Origin of the sequence: Geobacillus zalihae NBRC 101842, from assembly GCF_001544135.1 — a bacterium.
Lineage (GTDB): Bacteria > Bacillota > Bacilli > Bacillales > Anoxybacillaceae > Geobacillus > Geobacillus zalihae.
In genome coordinates this window covers 1-19,247 of sequence record NZ_BCPV01000068.1, presented here as the reverse complement: position 1 = coordinate 19,247, position 19,247 = coordinate 1, and the positions used below count along the sequence as shown (strand labels likewise).

Sequence of the window (19,247 nt, the reverse complement as noted above, 5' to 3'; positions counted from 1 at the left end):
GGGATTCTGAAATAATGTGCTAGTTTACAGTAATGCCCGCCTTCGCGGCCGATGCCGCTGTATTTCGTCCCGCCAAACGGGATGCGCAAATCGCGGACGTTCGGTGAATTGACCCACGCCATCCCGCTTTCGATCGCCTGGGCGACGCGGTGGCCGCGCTTCATGTCGTTCGTCCATACGTACGCCGCCAGCCCGTATTTCACATCGTTCGCCAACCGAATGGCCTCTTCTTCACTTTCACTCGTGAAAGACATGACCGCCATGACCGGTCCGAAAATTTCTTCCTGCGCCACTTTCATATCGTTGCGGCAGTTAAGCAATAATGTCGGGGGCACAAAGTTGCCGCGCTCCAGCCCTTTCGGAACGCCCGGGGCATAGACGTCCGCCCCTTCCTGTTTGGCGATCTCAATATAGCGGTTCACCCGCTCCCAATGATCGCGATGAATGAGCGGTCCCAGTTCGGTCGCGGGGTTCATCGGATCGCCGATGACGATGCGGTCGACGCGCTCTTTCAGCCGGGCGACAAATTCATCGTAAATCGACTGTTCAAGCAAAAGCCGCGAGTTGGCCGTGCACCGCTCGCCATTGAGCGAAAATACGCCCCACACCGCCGCGTCAAGCGCCCGATCGAGATCGGCGTCGGCGAACACGATGAGCGGCGACTTGCCGCCGAGCTCCATCGATGTTTTTTTCAACGTTGCGGCGCTGTTGCGGATGATCTCCATGCCGGTCGTCGTCTCGCCGGTAAACGAGATGAGGCGCACATCCGGGTGGGCGACCAATGCGGCGCCCGCCGTTTCGCCAAACAGCGGGGCGAAATGGTCTTTCATCACGGCAAACAGTTCGGCGCCGACTTCTTTTTTTACCTGTTCCGGCCGCCCGGCGCCGATTTTGAGCGTCGCGTGCACAAAGGCATCGTCTTCGGCCCCGTCGGCCACATAGTACTCGTCAAGGCGAATCGCGCGCGACCGGATGCCGCCGATAGGAAACGAATCGCGCCGCTTGATCAGCACGCGGTGGACTTTTTCCAGCAATCCGCGAATGTCGGCTTCTTCACCGAGATTGGCCGTGTATTCCACAATAAAGTGCGGCATCCTCTCTCCCCCTTTGGCTAGGCGATGTAATTGACCAGCCGGCCGATGCGTTCGATTTCCGTCACGACTTCATCGCCGGGCTGGACGTTCACCGCTCCTTTCGGCGTGCCGGTCAACATGACGTCGCCCGGCGCGAGCGTCATGAATTCGGTGATGTACTCGAGCAAATACGGGATGGAAAAGATCATGTCGCCCGTATACCCTTCCTGAACCACTGCTCCATTGACATACGTCCGCAGCCGAAGCGCCATCGGATCGCCGACTTCGTCATGGCTGACGATCCACGGGCCGACCGGGGCAAAGCCGTCGCGCGCCTGCTCCTTCACCGCCGGGCGGTAACGCTGCTTATGGGGAATGGAGAGATCATGGACGATCGTATAGCCGAATACAACATCGAGCGCCTGCTCGCACGGCACGCGCGCCGCCGTCCGTCCGATGACAATCCCGAGCGCCGGAGCCGCCTGAAGATGCTTCACCCCGCGAGGCAGCAGCACCGGCCGCCGATGGGCGTTGATGGTGTTTGCCGGCTTCATATACAGCACCGGGCCTTCCGGCGGCTTTTCATACGGCGGGGCGTTCATTTCGGTTGACAACGCTTCCCACTCCTTTTCATCATTCAGCGCCACCCCGTACATCGCCCCGTCAACAGGCGCAGCCCATTCCCATTCATCGATGCGGTGCGTCCGATCGCCAAACGACACCGTTCCGCTCCAAGGATCCGCCTTCGCCTCAATCGCCCGCCCCATGCCGGCCAGGCGCAAGCGCACATTGACCATCTCTTCTCCTCCCACCCCGTTATGCCGTTTTGGATGGCTCTTCGGCCAGCAGTCCGTATTTGACGATGTTTTTTGCCACCACTTGATGGGACATGTCAACTACCCCCACTTAGCTAACGCTTGAAGTGGGGGCTTGCAACTCCCCAGAAGTGCGAGCGGACTTCGTCCTCCTTCCTTGACTTGGGGTTGCATCAGGGGGCAGGTTGACAACTACCCAACGACGCAGGTCATGCCTGTGTCGTTCCTTCAACGATGTACTCTATTCCTTTTCGTTGAAGGTTCATAGCACCAATGCGGTCATCGTTTGAGGTATATCCGCATGTTCGACAACAAAAGGTGTGTGTACGTTTCTTTCGATTGGCTTTTTCCGTATGACCACACTTTGGACATGTCAAAGAGGTGTAATGCGGAGCAACCACAATCACTTTTGACCCATGCAAACGTGCCTTATACTCTAACATTTGACGGAACTGATAGAACGCCCACGATACGGTTTCATATCGGTCATGGATCCATACACGTTCTGTTTTTTCACGAATGCCTGTTAAATCTTCTAATACAAAAAGGGTACGTTCTCCATATTGACGAACGAGTGCCTTCGTGACAGCATGGTTCACATCCGTCATCCAACGGTTTTCTCGTTGTCCGATTGTTTTCAACTTCCGACGCGCAGAAGCCGTCCCTTTTTGCTGGAGGGTTTTTCGCATTCGTTTGTACTTGGCACGCATATGCTTGATTTTTCGTCCGTTAAAAAAGATAGTTTTCCCTTGCGAATCATAAGCTACTGCAAGAAAGTTAACCCCTACATCGACACCGACCACTTGGCGAATGTTGTGTTCATCTACGGTTGGAATTGTTTTGGTCATGGGGATGTGCAAAAAGAATTTGTTATGCTTGTAGACGAGTTTGGCTGTGCCAAACGTCCATGAGCCATCAAAATATGGTTCCATGCCTTTTGGTTCGAATGACACTTTGATTCGTCCTTCTAGCGTATTGACAGAAAATAACCCTTGAACAATGGAGTAATCTCGATTCCAAACGAGATCATATTCAGGCTTTTTAAAGCGAACCAATGTCCATTCGTGACCATTGCTTTTTAGGGAGCGGTATCTAGCGATCACCGTTTTAATCACAGATTGCGCCATTTGCGAACGCAAAGCGTAGTTTGATCGAAGTAGACGATAGGTCATGTCGTGTAACTTGGCTTGTGCAAGCACTTTTGTGTCAAAAATCACAACAGACACAGCGTTGCACGCTTGTCGATAAGCGGAAAGGGTGGCTTTCAATACTTCTGCTTGTTCCGCTGTTGGGTAAATTTTTATTTTGGCTGTTAACGTCATGTCCATTTGTCTCACCTCTCTTTCACTAAATATATTATATAATATATTATATCATATATTATATCATATTTTTTAGTGATACAAAAACAAAAAAAGCGATTCCTCCCCCACTTACTCCCTTTGGTCGTTGAAGTGGGGGTCTCCTCGCCAAAGACGATGAACTTGACGCCCGGCGTATTGTTCGGAATGGCAAAGGCGAGCGCGTACGGGTCTTCACCAGCTGTCGATTTTTTCACGGTTGATGGAAACACTAAAATTTCGTCCGTAATCCCGCCTTGCGTCGCCAACAGACGGATTCCGCTGACGATGATCCCGTCTTTTCGCCGTTCCACCAAATGGAGCGGCACATCGGCATCGTTTTGTTCATGAAGCGCCTTGGCGCGATTCATTTGCGGATGGATGAGCGTGTGCGTCAAGCTGATGTCGTTTTCACGCGCGTACTCATAGTAGTTTTTCGCGTTTTCGGCAAACATCGGATCATCTTCGGCAAATAGATCATTGGCGACGCCCATGGCCATGACTTCCGCGTTTAAATAATCGGGAGAACGGCCCATCATCCCCGCCGACATACGCGCCCATTCTTGCGTCGCCTCGCGGCGGGCGATGAGCTCGTCAATGGTTGTCGGCTGAATGAACGTCATGCCGACGAACTGCCCGGTTGTCGGCGACCGGTACAACATTTTCTCCGGCTTTTCATATTGCCGGTCGTAAAGCGCCGCCATCGAACGGACGACGTTGCGGAACGCCGGATGAACGGTGACATCCTCCACTTTTTTCCCATGGATGTACACGCTGCTTTTCGCCCGCTTGAGCCGCTCGATATACTCCTGACCTGTTTTAGCCGGCATTTTCATTCCCCCCGTTTTCCCGTATAATAGATAAGGAAGCGCTAACATTCAGAATGTTCAAAATCAATATAACATATGATTTCATATACGAAAAATACAAAAATGATCAACCATCCTATACGAAAAAGATATGGAAGCAAGAGAGGAGGCACGGCCATGATCGATGTGAAGCAGCTGAAATACTTTGTCACGATTGCCGAAGAGGGGCAAATCACCAAAGCGGCGCAAAAGCTTCATATCGCCCAGCCGCCGCTGAGCCAGCAGCTGAAGCAGCTCGAAGAAGAGCTCGGCGTTCCTTTATTTGACCGGAAGGCGAAAAAAATGGAGCTCACCGCACCGGGCAAAGCGTTTTACGAAAAGGCGAAACGGCTGCTCGCCCAGCTGGATGACGCCGTAGCGGAAGTAAAAGAAATCGAAGAGGGAACGGCGGGAACGCTGTCGATCGGCTGCGTCAAATCGTGCTTTTACTATTTGGCCCAAGCAATCCGTCACTTCCATGAACAAGCTCCGAACGTGACCTTTCATCTCCGTGAAGGAGATACATTTTCCATTTGTCAGCTGCTTTACGAGCGGCGCATTGACATCGGCATCGTCCGCCTGCCGATCGACTCGGCTGATTACGACGTCATCCGTCTGCCCGGCGAACGTTATGTCGGTGTGTTGCCGGCGCAATGGAAAACCGGCCAACCCTCATTATGCATGCGCGATTTTGCGGATTGGCCGCTTCTCCTTCTCCACCGGGTGCACGGCGCCGGACAGTACGAGCGGGTCATCGAGGAATGCCGCCGTCATGGCTTTGAACCGAACGTTCTATGCGAATGCCCGGACGCGACCATATTGCTCTCCCTTGTCGCCCAAGGCCTCGGGGCCACCATTGTGCCGCAATCCACCGTAGCCTTGTTTCGCCTCCCTGGCATCAAGGTGCTGGAGATCATCGACTCTTCGATGACAGCGGAAGCCGCCGCCATCCTCGACCGACAACGGTATTTGCCGAAAAGCGCCCGAACATTCCTCGACGTGCTCCAAACCGTTGCCGCCCGCGCCGCCGGTGAACAACATGAAGAAAGATAGCGATTCCTCCAATCGTGGACGCTCAAGGGAAACGTCATGCCCTCGTTGCGCCGTCCTTTTTGTTCAATGACCTGCTTTTCAAAAAATGAGGCGCCGTTGGGCGCCTCATCACAACCCTGCCGACCGCTGCAGCCGCTTGGCGATTTCGAAAAAATCTTCGGCCGAAATCCCGGGGGCGAATTCTTCCGGCACTTCGTCCAAATCGGGGATCGCCCCCCCTTGGGGCGCTCCTTCGACCACCTCGAGCGGCTGTCCATCGCTTGGATGGGTTCCTTGCCAAATGCGGACGATTTCTTTGTAATAGCGATCGCTGAACGTATAAAGCCGGCGGTGGACGCCTTGATCCTCATACTTTCTCGCCTCGTCGAACACACGGTTATCCAACTTCGGGATCGGCAGCAGTTTCGTCACATCGACCCCCGTAGCCACTTCGATCGCTTTGGCGTACGCCAAAATATGAACGCCCCCGCGCACAAGCAAGTAGCCGATCATCTCGCGGGCGGTAGGGTGGTCCGTCATTTCATAGACGCGCATTTTATGCGTGCGCGCTCCGCATTCAAGGAAAAAGTTGTGAAGCAAATCCAAAATCAAGTTGCCGCTGTTGAACACGTACTCCCCCGTCCACGCCTTCCCCATCGAATCGCCGGGAAACGCCGTCTGCGCCGTCGCGATAAAATGATACGTATTGCGCTTGTCTTTCGCATCCTTCATCGGCGCTGTATCCGGATCACCTGGATGGGTGGAGCCGGTCAAGCAAAGGTTGATCGCATTGGACACGAGCTCCACATGGCCAAACTCTTCGGCGGTGATGCTCGCCACCAACTCGTAAAACGGGCGCAGCTTCTGTTTTTGCCGAAAATTGAATGACTGAAACAAATAATTGTTTAACGTCGACATTTCTCCGAAACGGCCGCCAAGCAGCTCCTGGACAGCGGCAGCCGCATTGGGGTCCGCGTACTTCGGCTTCGGCAATTCGATCGCCAGCCGGTCGATCCGCTGAAATACCACGACTCTTTTCCTCCTCTCCATTAATTGCTGAGGCGAACAGACACCACTTGCGCCAAGCGGATGTAATAAACCGCCTGATGCGCCGAGATGACGATATGGTCCGGCTTCACATCCCTCACAGTTCCTTGGATCGAACCGCGGACGGTTTCCACCACCACTTCTTTGCCGTTCAAAGCTTGGAAAGCGTGGTACACATACGGGTCAACCAGGGCAATGAGCTGCGGTGACGAAGCATGGGACGCGTAGGGCTGGTTCATTCTCATTTCCTCCCTTTTGATGCGCTGAAGAAGATTCCCTTTTTATCCATATGCCGCCCCATGCAGAACATGACAAAAAAACCCAACGTCGAGAAAAGAAAGCGGCCTGATGCTCAAGGACATTCAAGCCGCTTCCAAAGATGTTTACGCCGCTAGAAAGCGGCGAACGCTCGGAATCTTTTGCACCACAAAACGATCAAACAGCCAAATTGCGGCGAGCGACAAAGCAAATAACGGCATCACAATTCCTGCAGCGATCATGCCGCCCCACACCGTTTTCGCCGCTTGAGGATCCTTCACCCGCGCCGGAGCGCCGAAACCGTCTTTCGGCTTGCGCTTGCGCCACATCACAAAGCCGCTGACGCCCAAAAACACAAGCCCGAGGCAAAAAACGAGATTGACGAGCTGATTGGCCAGCCCAAACAACCGCCCTTCATGGAACGCGATGCCAATCGTAATCGCTTTGGCCAATGCGCCGTAGTCGGAAAAGCGGACATCGCTCAGAACCCGTCCCGAATATTGGTCAATATGCAAGGTGGCGTTATCCCACGGCTTCGTCTTCGATGTCGCAATCGTAAACACCCCTTTCGGCCCTTGCGGCAGCGAAATGGTGAACGGCTTTTTCACCTTTTTCGCCTCGGCGATCGCATACACGTCATCGAGCGACAACGAAGTCGTGTTGTGTGTATGAACAGAAGGCACCGGCAGTTGCTCGGCCGCCCATGGCACGTCTTGCGCCACGTCTTTGGTGACCACTTTCGATTCCGGCTTCGGTCCGAAGCTGAACGCAAACGGCGGATACCCGGTGTTTGTCGCCGTCGCCACGCGGTTGATCGCTTCCCCCATGACCCCTGTCCACGGCATTCCTGTCACAATGAGCAGCAAAATGCCGATGCTCAACCATATGCCTGTCACTGCATGCCAATCGCGCCAAGCCAACCGTTTTTTCGCCCGCCAGCGCGGCCAAAACGTCCCGAGAACAGAGAATGATTGCCGCGGCCACCAAAGATAGAGGCCCGTGGCCAACAAAATAAAGCCCCAACAAGCCGCCAGCTCTACAAAACGGTTGGCTGCCGTTCCGCCAATCAATAGCTCGCTGTGGATTTTTTTCGCGATTTCCGTCCAATTCTCATCCGCGCGCAATGTCCCTTGAATCTCCCCGGTATACGGATTGACAAAAGCAAACACCATTTCTCCTTTGTCCATCATCCCGATTTTCACGGTCCGATTCGCTTCTTTCTCAAGCGTCACAGAGACAACGGAATCATGCGGATATTTCTCCTTGACCCGTTCCGTCAGCTCAACGAGAGACAGCCTTTTTTCCCCTACCTTGTCCACCTCGTACAAATGGCCGTACAGAGCCGATTCGATCTGCGGCTTAAACAAATAGACGGCCCCGCTCAACGCCAAAATGATCAGAAACGGCGCAAAGATGATCCCGGCATAGAAATGCCACCTCCAGACCGCCGCATACATCGGCCGCTGTTTGTCCGCCGCCTTCACCGTTTGTTCCACAGTTTTCCCCCCTGCCATGTTTTCATGTTTTTCAGTAGGCAGTATAGAACAAAACTGTGTCCAAACGGTGAGCAATCGGCGAAAATGGTGTGAAATGAAACGGCCGGACAGACCAGTCCGCCTCATCATCCAATCAACCCAAGACGCAGCGCTTTTGCCACCGCTTCCGTCCGATTTTTCGCGTTGAGTTTCCTTAAGGCGCTGGAAATGTAGTCGCGCACCGTAAATTCGCTCAAATAAAGCTGACAGGCCGCTTCCAATGTCGAGGCTCCGTCGGCGAGCAGCTTCAAAATCTCAATTTCTCTTGGCGACAAGGATTCCGCCATCCCTTCCCATTCTTTTTTTGGCGCCTTGATCCATTTCAACAGCAACTCCCCCGCGCTTTGGCCAAATTTCATCAGCGCGGGAAACAGGCGGCGGTCAACGGCAAAGAAGCGGCCCGGTCCGCGGTCGAGAACGACGCCTCCAATCATCCTCCCTTCCGTCGGCACATACACCGGAACGATCACCAGCGAGGCCAAACCGAACGGGTCCACATACAGGCGCGGAAACTGTTCGCTCGCCCTCGGCACATAAATCGGACGAAAATGGCGAAATTCATGCACTTCCGCTTTCAATTTCCCCACACTTTCTTTCAACATCGGAATGCTGTCCAATTCCACGCGCAAGCGCTGAATTTGCCCGTTGTCCACGCCATGCCCGTGCAGACCGATGGCTGTGCTCTCCTGATTGACAAATTGAAACAGAGCGCAGCGGCTGAAAGGAAGAAAATAGGAAAAACCAAAACAAATATGCGCCGCCGATTCCTCAAACGTCTGCGCCCGCAAAATCCATTCGTTGAACAAAATGACGGCGTCTTTCCACAAGGATTCTTTTTTCCACGAGGAATCGCGGCCGATTTTGAATGATTGCTCATTCATTTCATACAACAACCATTCATTCCATTTGAAAAACAAATACCGCACGGCTGGGTGCAGCGTAGCAGCCGCTGACGCATGCGCCTTCAACACTTGATGAACCGTATTTTCCATTAAATTTAGGGAAAATATGACCATCTCCGGATGAAACGCCGCAATGCGTTCGAGATGCCTATTCGCTGGGTGTTCGCCCCCGTACGGGAGCAATCTTGCCTGAACGAATGCGCACAGCGTGGAAAACACCTCTTGAACCCGCGCATTCCGCTTGCCAAGCGCTTCGCCGATCCGCTTCCATTCCCGGTTCACTTCCCTTTCATACTGCCGCAAAATATCCGAAGCCTCTCTCAGCAGTCGAAACAAATGATTGTGCAATTCTGTTGACAAGGCAACGCCCCCCTTTTTTGGTCGACCGTGTTCCCTCACTATTGTATTTTCGCAACGCGTGCGTTGATTCCTTCTCCCCTCTGCGACGAAGACGGGAAAAAACCCTACAAATGTAGGGATTTTATTTTATTTGAATTATTTTAATATTTAATTAAATCTATATTTAAAGCGCTTTCAATTTATGTGAAGGGGAGGAGAATGTTCATGAATATGGCCAGCCAATCACTGATTGTAGGAGGGCACACGGCCAAAAAACCGTTGCTTCTCGCCTTGCTCGGAGGATTTTTTGCCCTCACTCTTATGTTGTCCGCCTTCGGGCTGACAGGCGTCGCCTATGCCGTACCAATCAGCGGGGTCGGCGAATTCACTGTTCAGTTTGACAAGCTAAACGGCAGCGGGTTTAAAATGTACGGCGGCGTGGCGGAAGCAGGCAATGCGCCGCAGACGCCGGTCTTCGTCAATGAAATGGATAAAGCGACGATTCAAGGTCTTCGGATTTCGAAAGACTTCCCGGCCTTGGGCATTCGCGTCGTCATTGTCGCGAGCGAGCCTGTCTCCATTGACGGCCTCGTGCAAAAAGCGACGCAAATCAACGGCAACATCTCCTTCGGCAGCTTGACGATGAAAGAAAGCTATGTCGGCGATACGAGCAACCCAGTCGAGAAAGCGGCCAAAGAATTCACACAAGGAGCCGACAGCATTACGATCGAAAACGGCGATATCAAAACCGTCTACTTATTCCAGCAAAAAGTATCGCTGCCGGGCATGAAAGTGTACTTTGAAAAACTCAACTAATTTCAGTAAGGATGAGAAACATTGGGCATCATTCGTTCTAGCTGGCAGGCGTTCGGTCGCTGGCGGAAACGCCGCCCGTTTTGGGGGGCGACGTTTCTCTTGTTATCAAGCCTTGTGATTTTATGGATTCCGATGCAGCTATACGAAATTTCTCTCGTTCCCGGAAGCATGGTGTTCGCCGGCTTTTTCCTTGGCGGCATGGTCATGTTGATGGGGATTCTTTCCTACGCCATGCCGCGGCTATCCACCTTGCTCGGCATCATCGGTATGTTCAGTGCCATTCTGTCGATCATGGGCGCCTTGGGCGGCTTCTTAGTCGGCACGATTCTCGGCATCATCGGCGGGGCGCTTTGCATCGCCTGGCGCCCGCAATGGGCCGAAGCCGACACTCCTGCCGCTCATCGTGAAGCAGCGGCAGACAAAGAGCCATCCGCCGCAACCGACTAACAGGCGCCGATCGCTCGGCCGAACGAAGCGAAAGATTCGCTCGTTCGGCCTTCTTTTTTATCTCTTTTTCCCGATCACGAATCCATTCATCATGAACAAACGAGGCGCATATTCATATTATGGGCCCATCATCGCTGCAGAACAAGATGAAAGAAGGAGGGACCGCCATGAAACACCTTTCTATCGACCGGCTACACACCCAGTTCGCCGCCGGAACCACCCATACGTTCCCGCTCATCGGACGAATGTATACGTTAACTCACTCTGATGCGACGGGAGACCTCTATTTAGCGATCGGCCGCTCGTTCGCGACCACACGGCTCAATGCCATGCGCGATGAAGTATTGGGAGAATGGAAACAGGCAGGGCAACATCTCGCCTTGTTCATTTATGTGTTTGTCGGCAGCAAGCAAATGGGCAAGGAAGAAAACATCCGCCGAAAACAAGTATTCGAACAAGAATTGACCTTGGCGCTAGAAGCCATTCGCTACGGAGACCGGCACTTTTTCCGTCATTTTCCTTCCTGCGATGGCAGTCCGATTTTGGTTCATTTCACTTCCGAATACCCAGAACTGAACCGAACAGAGACGTACGGAATCCCCTATATGTATCGTTGACTCTCTCTTTTTGCACGTTCTGCGCAAGATTCACAAACACTTCAAATGAAGTGTTTGTGGATTCACCCTCTCGAATGAGAAAGGCTTTTTAATTAATTGGGTGAGAATATTTTAGTTTTTATTATCCAGAACATTTAAAACACGATTAATAAACGCTTGACCATCTTCAAACTCAATATATCGTAAACTATTATCATGCAATAAAATCTCTATTTTTTTAAATGTTTCTCTATCCCCATTGTCTATTAGTTTTTGTAATTCAGCTAATTCAGCTCTTAATGCATGAACCAAACTCTCTGGTTCTTCGTCTCTAAATTCTCTAATCATATCGTCAAATTCATGATCATCGATTGATTGATTATAATACCCATCTACAAAGTATTTGAGCGTCTTAAATTTCCCCTCAATTTCCATCATATTCATCACCACTTCGGATAAGATGTAACAATAACCCATGGTGCTAGTTGAGCGTCAACGCTCAACTAGCACCATGGGTTACAATAAAAAGCCGCGCAAAATTTTTCTGGATTCTATCGTTTTTTTCGGGCTTCCCCAAAAATGAAAAACGACTGCAAATGCAGTCGCATCAAGGGTTTCACGGTTTCTCGTCCGAACCGTTCGGATGTTGGAAATGGAGACGGTGGGAGTCGAACCCACGTCCAGAGGCATCGCCACTTAAGCATCTACGAGCGTAGTCGGTATATTTCGCTTCGCCGTCCGTTCCGCCTACCGACAGGCCTCCCGGCGGCTAGCCTGGTTCATCTCTTCCCTCATCCTCAGGCGGCGGATTTGGGCGTAGCCCGCTTCATATGAACCCCTCGGACGCCACACGGGCGATGGCGGGAGGAGCTAGCTGCAGCAATTAGGCAGCTAAAGCGTAGTTTTGTTTGCCAGTTATCTTTAGGTGACGTTTTTACGAGGACGTCCCCCTCGGCTCGCCGCTTAAGCTCGACCTACCCCTGTCGAATCCGGATCGTCCCCGCGGTGCGAAGAAAGACCGGAACAGCTTAAGCATGGGATAACCGGCTGTTGCACTTTTTATTATACCATGGCGGTGCGCATTTGCAATGGGAATGTTTTCAATTCCGCCAAAAAACAGGATTTCCCTCGAACGGCGGGGGCGATGTTGGAAGACATCTTCTTTATTGTTTGAAACCATTCGTCCTGTCCCGGAAGCGCCCGCCATACGGACGGGGCTCGCCCGTTTCCAAACCCGCTGCGCGCACGGCCAATCAAGCCCGATGAGTCCAAGTTTCTCCTCGCGGCCAGCGCCCCAACCACCGCGGACTTCTTCTACAGTTTTTGCCGCTCGCGGAACGCCCGCTCGATTTCGCGCTGCGCTTCTTTCCGCTTCATGTCTTCCCGTTTGTCGTATTTTTTCTTCCCTTTGGCCACACCAAGCTCCACTTTGGCAAAGCCGTTTTTAATGTACAGTTTGAGCGGCACGAGCGTATACCCTTGCTCTTTCGTGTAGCCGATCAGTTTGTTGATTTCACGGCGGTGCAACAAAAGCTTTCGCGTCCGCAGCGGATCGTGGTTGTAGCGGTTGCCTTGTTCGTACGGGCTGATGTGCATGTTATGGAGAAACACTTCCCCTTTTTCGACTTTGGCGAACGAATCTTTCAAATTCACCCGGCCGTTGCGGATCGATTTGATTTCCGTCCCTTGCAGCACGAGGCCGGCTTCGTACGTTTCCTCGATGAAATAATCGTGATGTGCTTTTTTGTTTTGCGCGATGACCTTTCCTTCGCCTTTCGGCATCCGTTTTCCCCCTCCTCATCGTAGCGTTTCTTATTTTATCAAAAACGAAAAAGAAGGAAAAGCCGGGCGCGAGGCTTTTCCTCACCGTTTTTTCTTTTTCTTCTTTTTCGCCTTCGCGTGGCGGCTTTTGCCGCTGTTCGTTTTCGCTTCCGCCTTTGCCTTGGCCTGTTTTTGCTTTTTCCCTTCAATGACGACCGGAGCGGCTTTCGCTTTCGGCGGGCGGCGCCCTTTCATGCCGACGACTTCAAAATCGACGATCCGTTCGTCTTTGTTGACGTTGATGACGCGGACGGTGATTTCATCGCCGATGCGGTACATTTTCCCGGTCCGTTCGCCGATCAACGCGTAGTGGCGTTCGTCGTAGCGGTAATAGTCGTCCGTTAAGTAGCTGACGTGCACCAAGCCTTCGATCGTGTTCGGCAGCTCAACGAACAAGCCGAAGTTCGTCACCGAGCTGATAATGCCGTCAAACTCCATCCCGATTTTGTCTTCCATAAACTCGGTTTTCTTCAGATCGTCCGTCTCCCGCTCCGCCTCAACGGCGCGCCGCTCCATATCGGAAGCGTGTTCCGCAATTTCAGGCAGCTTTTCCGCCCATTTTTGCTGGGTGTCAAGATCCATCTGGCCGTTAATGAGATACGTCCAGATCAACCGATGGACGATCAAATCCGGGTAGCGGCGGATCGGTGACGTAAAATGGGTGTAAAACTCGGTCGACAGGCCGTAATGGCCGAGGCTCTCGGCGTCATAGCGCGCCTGTTTCATCGACCGAAGCATGACGGTCGAGATCACCATTTCTTCCGGCTCGCCGCGCACCGCTTCGAGAATTTGCTGGAGGGCGCGCGGATGGATTTGGTTGCCCGTTCCTTTCACGACATAGCCGAAGTTCGTGATGAACTCTAAAAAGCGCTGCAGTTTTTCCGGCTTCGGATCCTCGTGAACACGGTAAATAAATGGCACGTTCAACCAATGGAAATGCTCAGCCACCGTTTCGTTCGCCGCCAGCATAAACTCTTCAATCAACCGCTCAGCGACCGACCGCTCGCGCAAGACGACATCGTACGGCTTGCCGTTTTCATCGACAAGCACCTTCGCCTCCTTAAAATCGAAATCAATCGCCCCGCGCTTTATCCGCTTTGCCCGCAAAATGTCGGCAAGCTCAGCCATCAGCTCAAACATCGGCACAAGCGGCGCATATTTTTCCCGCAAGGCTTCGTCTTTGTCAACGAGAATTTTATTGACATCGGAATACGTCATCCGTTCCGCCGTGCGGATGACGCTTGGGAAAATTTCATGGCGGACGACTTCTCCTTGCGGGGTGATTTCCATTTCGCACGAGAGCGTCAGCCGATCGACTTTCGGGTTGAGCGAGCAAATGCCGTTCGACAGCCGATGCGGGATCATCGGGATGACGCGGTCAACCAAATAAACGCTCGTGCCGCGTTCATACGCCTCGCGGTCAATAGGCGAGCCTTCCTCAACATAGTAGCTGACATCGGCGATATGAACGCCGAGCTTATAGTTGCCGTTTTCAAGCTTCGTCACCGTCACCGCATCGTCTAAGTCTTTCGCATCCTCGCCGTCAATGGTGACGATCATCTCGCCGCGCAAATCGCGGCGCCCTTCCAAGTCTTTCTCCGTAATGACGTCCGGCACCCGGTTGGCGTGCTCGATCACGTCTTCTGGAAATTGAAGCGGAAGGCCGTATTTATAGATGATCGCCAAAATGTCGACGCCCGGGTCGTTTTTATGGCCGAGAATTTGCACGACTTCCCCTTCAGCGCTCATTCGTCCTTCCGGGTACGAGGTGAGCCGGACGACGACTTTATGCCCTTCGACCGCGCCGTTCGCCGCGTTTTTCGGGATGAAAATGTCATTGACGATCCGTTTGTCATCCGGGATGACAAAGCCGAAATATTTGCTTTCCGTGTACGTGCCGACGACCTCTTTCACCCCGCGCTCCAAAATGCGGACGATCGTTCCTTCGCGGCGCGCCCCGGATGAATCGGCTTGGACGCGCACAAGCACCGTGTCGCCATGCATCGCGTTTTTCAATTCGGACGGCGGGATGAAAATATCATCCAGTCCCGGCTCCTCCGGTGTGACAAACGCGAATCCTTTCGGGTGGCCGGTCACCTTGCCGCGCACGAGATTCATCCGCTCAGGCACGCCGTAGCGGTTGCTGCGCGTCCGGACGACAAGGCCTTCCTCTTCCATGGCGACAAGCGTTTTGACAAATTCCTTAAACCCGTCCGCATCCTCAATCCCAAACGCTTCCTCCAGTTCCTCAACGGTCAGCGGTTTGTACGCCTCATCGCGCATAAACGTTAAAATGCGTTCGGCCAACACATGATCCATTGGCCATCCCCTCCTTTCTCCATTACCAATCTAACGATTCAAGAAATGCATAAATATCTTCATGCAGCTGATCTTTTTCTTGATCAAGCGTAATCACATGGCCTGATTGCTCATACCATTTGATTTGTTTGACCGGCGATTCAATTTCGTTATAAATGATGTTCGCGCTGTCTGGATTGATCATCTCATCATGGCGCGCTTGGACGACGAACGTCGGCGCATAAACCAAATCAAGGTGGGCGCGCACATCGGCAATGAGTTCTTGCAAGGCTTTCAACGTCTTCATCGGCGTTTGTTTGAACCGTTCCATTTCCTGTTCGATTTGTTCCTCTGATTTCCCTTCCCGCTTTTTATACTCGCGCGCATACTCGAGCACACCTTCGTACATCGTTTCTTCGCTTTTGATGTACATCGGCGCGCACATCGTCACAATGCCTTCTATAGGTACAGTGTAGCCTAATTTGAGAGAAAATACGCCTCCAAGCGACAATCCAGCCACGGCAATTTTTTCGTAGCCTTTGTTTTTCAAAAACTGATAGCCGTTCATGACGTCTTGCCACCAATCATCCGGTCCGGTGTGGACGAGCTCTTCCGGCGGCACGCCATGCCCTTTGTAAATCGGAGCGTGGCACGTATACCCTTTCGATTCCAAGAATCGCCCAAGCATCCGAACGTCGGCGGAATTGCCGGTAAACCCATGCAAAAGCAGCACCGCCCGCTCCCCGGCTTCAAAGAAAAACGGCTTCGGCGGAACAATTTTCATCATCGGCTCTCCTTCCTCTCTAGTGTGAAATAGAAAGGGCAGCCCTTCATTCTATGGACCGCCCCATGTTTGACTTATGATGGCTGTACGTACGTAACCAAGATCGTCAATACGAAAAACAAGACGGCCAACACGACCGTGACGCGCTGAAACACCGCATCGAGCCCACGGGCTTTCTGCTTCCCGAACAATTGCTCGGCGCCGCCGGTGATCGCCCCCGACAGCCCGGCGCTGCGGCCCGACTGCAGCAAGACAACTGCGATCAGCGCGATCGACACAATGACAAGCAGCGTCACAAGCAAGGCATGCATGCCTGACACCTCCAACGACCGACGTTGCAATAATTTCACTATACCATAGATCGCCGTTGGCGGCAACTGGCGGGCCTGTCTCAACACGACGAAAGGAACAGATTCTCTTTTTTGTGAAACATTAGATTGGAAAGCCCGTCATCTAAAAATTTTAAAAAAATACAAGCCAGAAGATGCTCAAATGGAGGAAATCGATGAAATCATTGATGAATGCCTGGCAAAAATCGCAACGTATCTGACCTGATCTGATCGGCCTGGAGGCAGCGAAAGAATGGAACGATGTTGAAGGAAAGACTACATTTCCTGTCTTTTCTAGAGGGCTAAATCGAAGGGATGGGGCCAAAAAATTCCCTGCTCCTCCCCTTTGGCATAGATGGGGGAGCGTTTCATCCTCCATCCGCTTGACGCTCCATGAATCGGGTGCGGTATGATCATTGTCGTCCGCCGCCGAAATACGTTACAATAGAAAGCAAATCGGCAACGACTGGAGGGACTTCAATGGCAAGACCGGACGAACGAGTCGTCATCGCGATTGACGGCTATCAATTCAAACGGGCGCGGGAGGCGAAGAAAGGGAAAATTTTCGTCACCTCGCCGATTGGGGCGAACTTTACGTTTGACGTCAACGTCATGCGCAAGCTCATCGAGGCCATCGACCGCGACCCAGCGCTGGCGGAACAGTTCGGGCTTCCTTCTCAGGGGGCAAACGAATAACAAAGGAACGGCGGTTGGCCGTTCCTTTGTTGGTTTAGCGGAGAGAGGCCGAAGCTCCATTTTTTCACAGATGGCGGTGCTCCCTCACGAATCAAATCTTCTAGCGTCCTTGCCATGCCGCTCGCTCGCGGCCAAACGGATCATCTTCGACATGGCTGGCGGCTGAAAAGACAAAGGCCGCCTTGCGCTCGCTCGTATACGCCGGCCACGCTTCCGGCAAGTGATCGCCGTTCGGGTTGCCGGTGCGGGCAAACGCCAGCCAGGCGTAATGCATTTGGTCAGCGATCGCCTCGCGCTCCGGCCGGTTGCCGACGAAATTCGCAACGCCCGGCTGATGGAGATTGTGAAACACAAACGGCAGCTCGAGCGCGTGGCATGCTTTCAGCTGCCCGCCGAACACCGGCGTTTCATAGTCAAACCGGTACATGTACACATCCGCTCCGTGGGCCGCTTGGGCGTCCGCTGTCCGCAGCATCCCCTCGACAAACACGCGGTACGTCATGATGCGAAGCCACTTTTGCCAGGCGGGCGCCGACGGCTCCGCCGTTTCTGCATAATAGCGAATCGCCGCCTCCGGCACGGGCCCGACTTCACGGTTGATCCGGTCAAGCAGTTCGTGTTCGCCAAGCTTCATCCATGACGGATCCGTCAAGGTAAACAAGTTGTACTCGTCTTTCGTCACACCGATGAGAATCGGAATGCCGCTGGCCGCCCCGTCGTGGAGCGCCTCGATCGGATGGCGCCGCAATACGCGGCCATCCACCACCGGACCGTACATGATTCCCGGACCGAGCGACAGCGCCGCCCGCAGCAGCTCCTCGGCGGGAATCGACAAGAGCCGGCCGCGGTCACCCGGGCGGATGCCGGCACGCTCGAGAATGCGCTTGGTCATCGCCATGGCGGTCTCCGGCGAACGGAGAAGAAGCGATCCCGAACCGCTTTGCAAAATGGCGCGCCGAAACAGCCCCTTCGCCTCCGGAAGCGACAACAGCACGCCGACGCTCGCCGCTCCCGCCGATTCACCGAAAATCGTCACATTGTCCGGATCGCCGCCAAACGCCGCAATGTTCTCCTTCACCCAGCGCAGCGCCGCCACTTGGTCCAAAATTCCGAGATTCCCGGCTTGAGCGTACTCTTCGCCGAACAAATCACCGAGATGCAAAAAGCCAAACACGTTCATTCGGTAGTTGATCGTCACGACAACGACATCGCCGTGTTTCGCGAACGCCGTCCCATCATACCACGGCGAAGAACCCGAGCCGAACAAAAAGGCGCCGCCATGAATCCAAACCAACACCGGGCGCTTCTTCCCATCCGCCGCCGGCGACCAAATGTTCAGGTACAGCCCGTCTTCGCTCGGCGGCTCGCTCATCCGCCCGAGCAATCCGCTGAAAATCGGATCTGACGGCTGCATCACGACAGGACCGAAAGCAGTCGCCTCCCGCACCCCATCCCACGCATCGGGCGGCTCTGGCGGCAAAAACCGACGCTCCCCGACCGGCGCTTTCGCGTACGGAATCCCTTTCCAAACGAAAACGCTTCCATTCATCACACCGCGCAGCCGCCCATACCGCGTCTCGACAATCGTTTGTTCCATCCCTATCCCCCCCTAAATATTCTGATCATTCAAAAATATTATAAACGAACGGACCACTTGCGTCCATCGACCTATGCGGGACAATGTCAGCTCGTTGGAATAGGAAAAGGAACAGCACCTAAAAGGCCGGGGATTTAGTGAAAAATCGCGGAAAATGGACTTTTTTCTCAAATAGAGAAGTCTTGCAAAATCAACGCTTCTCTTTCGACCGAAAACAATGGGTTCGGCGAAATCAGTCGTTTTTCACCAGCCTTCTAAAGATTTCTTACTTTCCAGGCAAAATTGGACGATGGTGTGCCCTATCCTACAATGCCATTTATGGATAAATCTCTACCTTTTTTGATGTTCATCATTCCAACATGTGCTTGATGAAACTTTAAGTTGAGGAACCATGCTCATCTGCAGCAAAGTTTATTTTTCAACCGCTTTTAAAAACAAACAGATGCAATAAATGAAAATCATAATTTTATTCATTGATACAGCCCCTTGTAAATAAGTGTTCATCAAAGCACTACGGGCTATTCAATTTCATTGACTTGATTTATTTGAAAGTCGTTAAATGGAACCCATCCCAAAGGTTTGGTGTAATTTACCATGCGAATCAAATATTTATGTTTATTATCTTCCATTTTGATAACGAAATCAAACACATCATTTCTTTTTTTTGTCTTTGA

General features: G+C 52.7%; 17 protein-coding genes, 1 other RNA gene and 2 pseudogenes. 5 read left to right on the top strand and 15 right to left on the bottom strand.

All coding sequences use genetic code 11. The annotated features are described in order from the left end of the window. The 4 genes and pseudogenes from GZ1_RS15040 to GZ1_RS15025 form a co-directional block, all read right to left on the bottom strand. Positions 1-1,031, bottom strand: a pseudogene (locus GZ1_RS15040) (aldehyde dehydrogenase family protein); the annotation flags it as partial. Positions 1,032-1,111: 80 nt separating this feature from the next. Further along, on the bottom strand, positions 1,112-1,870 hold the full coding sequence (locus tag GZ1_RS15035) for a fumarylacetoacetate hydrolase family protein (protein ID WP_060788785.1): 759 nt from the start codon (positions 1,868-1,870) through the stop codon (positions 1,112-1,114). Positions 1,871-2,097: 227 nt separating this feature from the next. Continuing rightward, a complete protein-coding gene (locus GZ1_RS15030) occupies positions 2,098-3,216 on the bottom strand; it encodes an RNA-guided endonuclease InsQ/TnpB family protein (protein ID WP_060788784.1) in 1,119 nt (372 codons plus the stop codon). Positions 3,217-3,365: 149 nt separating this feature from the next. Next, a pseudogene (locus GZ1_RS15025) lies at positions 3,366-4,058 on the bottom strand (4-hydroxyphenylacetate 3-hydroxylase N-terminal domain-containing protein); the annotation flags it as partial. Positions 4,059-4,214: 156 nt separating this feature from the next. Here GZ1_RS15025 and GZ1_RS15020 point away from each other — a divergent pair. Beyond that, entirely contained in the window at positions 4,215-5,129 is a 915-nt protein-coding gene (locus GZ1_RS15020; RefSeq protein WP_033006486.1) for a LysR family transcriptional regulator, read from the top strand. A gap of 108 nt (positions 5,130-5,237) precedes the next feature. On the opposite strand, the gene GZ1_RS15015 is transcribed toward GZ1_RS15020, so the two are convergent. From GZ1_RS15015 to GZ1_RS15000, 4 genes are all read right to left on the bottom strand, one after another. After that, positions 5,238-6,137, bottom strand: coding sequence for a manganese catalase family protein (locus GZ1_RS15015; RefSeq protein ID WP_014196698.1), 900 nt, complete (start codon positions 6,135-6,137; stop codon positions 5,238-5,240). A 20-nt stretch (positions 6,138-6,157) separates the two neighbouring features. Next, positions 6,158-6,394 carry a YuzF family protein gene (locus GZ1_RS15010; protein ID WP_013144273.1) on the bottom strand — a complete coding sequence of 79 codons (237 nt, stop codon included), beginning with the start codon at positions 6,392-6,394 and terminating at the stop codon, positions 6,158-6,160. Positions 6,395-6,538: 144 nt separating this feature from the next. Then, the gene (locus tag GZ1_RS15005; protein WP_060788783.1) at positions 6,539-7,909 is read right to left on the bottom strand and encodes a PepSY-associated TM helix domain-containing protein; all 1,371 of its coding nucleotides are present in this window, start codon (positions 7,907-7,909) and stop codon (positions 6,539-6,541) included. A gap of 125 nt (positions 7,910-8,034) precedes the next feature. Beyond that, on the bottom strand, positions 8,035-9,210 hold the full coding sequence (locus tag GZ1_RS15000) for a helix-turn-helix domain-containing protein (RefSeq protein ID WP_015375774.1): 1,176 nt from the start codon (positions 9,208-9,210) through the stop codon (positions 8,035-8,037). Positions 9,211-9,414: 204 nt separating this feature from the next. Between GZ1_RS15000 and GZ1_RS14995 the strand changes: the two genes are divergently transcribed. The 3 genes from GZ1_RS14995 (at position 9,415) to GZ1_RS14985 (ending at position 11,069) form a co-directional block, all read left to right on the top strand. Further along, a complete protein-coding gene (locus GZ1_RS14995) occupies positions 9,415-10,005 on the top strand; it encodes a DUF6230 family protein (RefSeq protein ID WP_015375775.1) in 591 nt (196 codons plus the stop codon). A 21-nt stretch (positions 10,006-10,026) separates the two neighbouring features. Then, on the top strand, positions 10,027-10,452 hold the full coding sequence (locus tag GZ1_RS14990; RefSeq protein ID WP_013144270.1) for a DUF6114 domain-containing protein: 426 nt from the start codon (positions 10,027-10,029) through the stop codon (positions 10,450-10,452). Positions 10,453-10,619: 167 nt separating this feature from the next. Next, the gene (locus GZ1_RS14985; RefSeq protein WP_015375776.1) at positions 10,620-11,069 is read left to right on the top strand and encodes a staygreen family protein; all 450 of its coding nucleotides are present in this window, start codon (positions 10,620-10,622) and stop codon (positions 11,067-11,069) included. 111 nt (positions 11,070-11,180) lie between these two features. On the opposite strand, the gene GZ1_RS14980 is transcribed toward GZ1_RS14985, so the two are convergent. From GZ1_RS14980 to secG, 6 genes are all read right to left on the bottom strand, one after another. Beyond that, positions 11,181-11,486 carry a contact-dependent growth inhibition system immunity protein gene (locus GZ1_RS14980; protein ID WP_255211306.1) on the bottom strand — a complete coding sequence of 102 codons (306 nt, stop codon included), beginning with the start codon at positions 11,484-11,486 and terminating at the stop codon, positions 11,181-11,183. A gap of 212 nt (positions 11,487-11,698) precedes the next feature. Beyond that, positions 11,699-12,050, bottom strand: a transfer-messenger RNA (tmRNA) gene (gene ssrA, locus GZ1_RS14975). A gap of 312 nt (positions 12,051-12,362) precedes the next feature. After that, complete coding sequence (smpB, locus tag GZ1_RS14970; RefSeq protein ID WP_013144268.1) at positions 12,363-12,830, bottom strand: SsrA-binding protein SmpB; 468 nt, start codon at positions 12,828-12,830, stop codon at positions 12,363-12,365. Between the two features lie 81 nt (positions 12,831-12,911). Next, positions 12,912-15,188 carry a ribonuclease R gene (rnr, locus tag GZ1_RS14965; protein WP_015375777.1) on the bottom strand — a complete coding sequence of 759 codons (2,277 nt, stop codon included), beginning with the start codon at positions 15,186-15,188 and terminating at the stop codon, positions 12,912-12,914. A 22-nt stretch (positions 15,189-15,210) separates the two neighbouring features. Beyond that, positions 15,211-15,951 carry a carboxylesterase gene (gene estA / locus GZ1_RS14960; protein WP_033004594.1) on the bottom strand — a complete coding sequence of 247 codons (741 nt, stop codon included), beginning with the start codon at positions 15,949-15,951 and terminating at the stop codon, positions 15,211-15,213. Positions 15,952-16,025: 74 nt separating this feature from the next. Continuing rightward, positions 16,026-16,262 (bottom strand): preprotein translocase subunit SecG, encoded by a 237-nt coding sequence (gene secG, locus GZ1_RS14955; protein ID WP_013144265.1) that lies wholly within the window; start codon positions 16,260-16,262, stop codon positions 16,026-16,028. A gap of 498 nt (positions 16,263-16,760) precedes the next feature. Here secG and GZ1_RS14950 point away from each other — a divergent pair, with 498 nt between their 5' ends. After that, positions 16,761-16,976: a hypothetical protein gene (locus GZ1_RS14950; RefSeq protein WP_013144264.1), complete on the top strand. Its 216-nt coding sequence runs from the start codon at positions 16,761-16,763 to the stop codon at positions 16,974-16,976. 100 nt (positions 16,977-17,076) lie between these two features. Here the strand turns inward: GZ1_RS14950 and GZ1_RS14945 are convergent, their stop codons facing one another. Further along, positions 17,077-18,573: a carboxylesterase/lipase family protein gene (locus GZ1_RS14945; protein ID WP_015375778.1), complete on the bottom strand. Its 1,497-nt coding sequence runs from the start codon at positions 18,571-18,573 to the stop codon at positions 17,077-17,079. Between the last annotated feature and the right edge of the window lie 674 nt (positions 18,574-19,247).